1 pseudogene is annotated in these 545 nt (G+C 45.1%); it reads right to left on the reverse strand.

The window, feature by feature from the left end:
* A pseudogene (locus ACFINO_RS11520) lies at positions 1 to 545 on the reverse strand (filamentous hemagglutinin); the annotation flags it as partial.

Below are 545 nucleotides of genomic sequence, written 5' to 3' on the forward strand. Positions count from 1 at the left end.
TCCAGCTTGCCTACATCGAGCTGTTGTACACCCTTATGGGCGCTAGCAGTATCCCGATTAAGGGAGGCTATGGCTTGCTCAACATCTTGTCCTGTCAACGCCTTCTGCCCTGCTTCATCAGTAATGACGATAGTGCCATTGCTGATAGCAGATTTGGTATATCCTTCCTCTGAATCTTTAGCTTTTGAATGATCTAAGAGATTTTTAGCAATGTTTTTCCCGACACCATATTTGCCCTGATACATCGGACCACCCGCTGAAATGCTTAAACCTTGACTGCTGGCTTGCGCATGCGCACTGTTGCTGATATCACTGGTGCTAATGCTTCCTGTGGTCAGGCTGTTTTTTTCTGCCGGCGCGGTGCTTTCAATAATACCTCCGGTCAGCGTTGTTTTATCTTTAACGTTGATATTAAAGCCGCCATCACCCGCTTTGATGCCTGATTGTTCCACAACACTATGATAATCACTAGAGGATTTATCCTTGTTCAAGGAAATATTGGTTGTGGCTGTACCATCCTTTTCTCGGCTATTATAACCAATGGA

It is taken from the genome of Bartonella sp. AA83SXKL (assembly GCF_042196965.1).
Lineage (GTDB): Bacteria > Pseudomonadota > Alphaproteobacteria > Rhizobiales > Rhizobiaceae > Bartonella.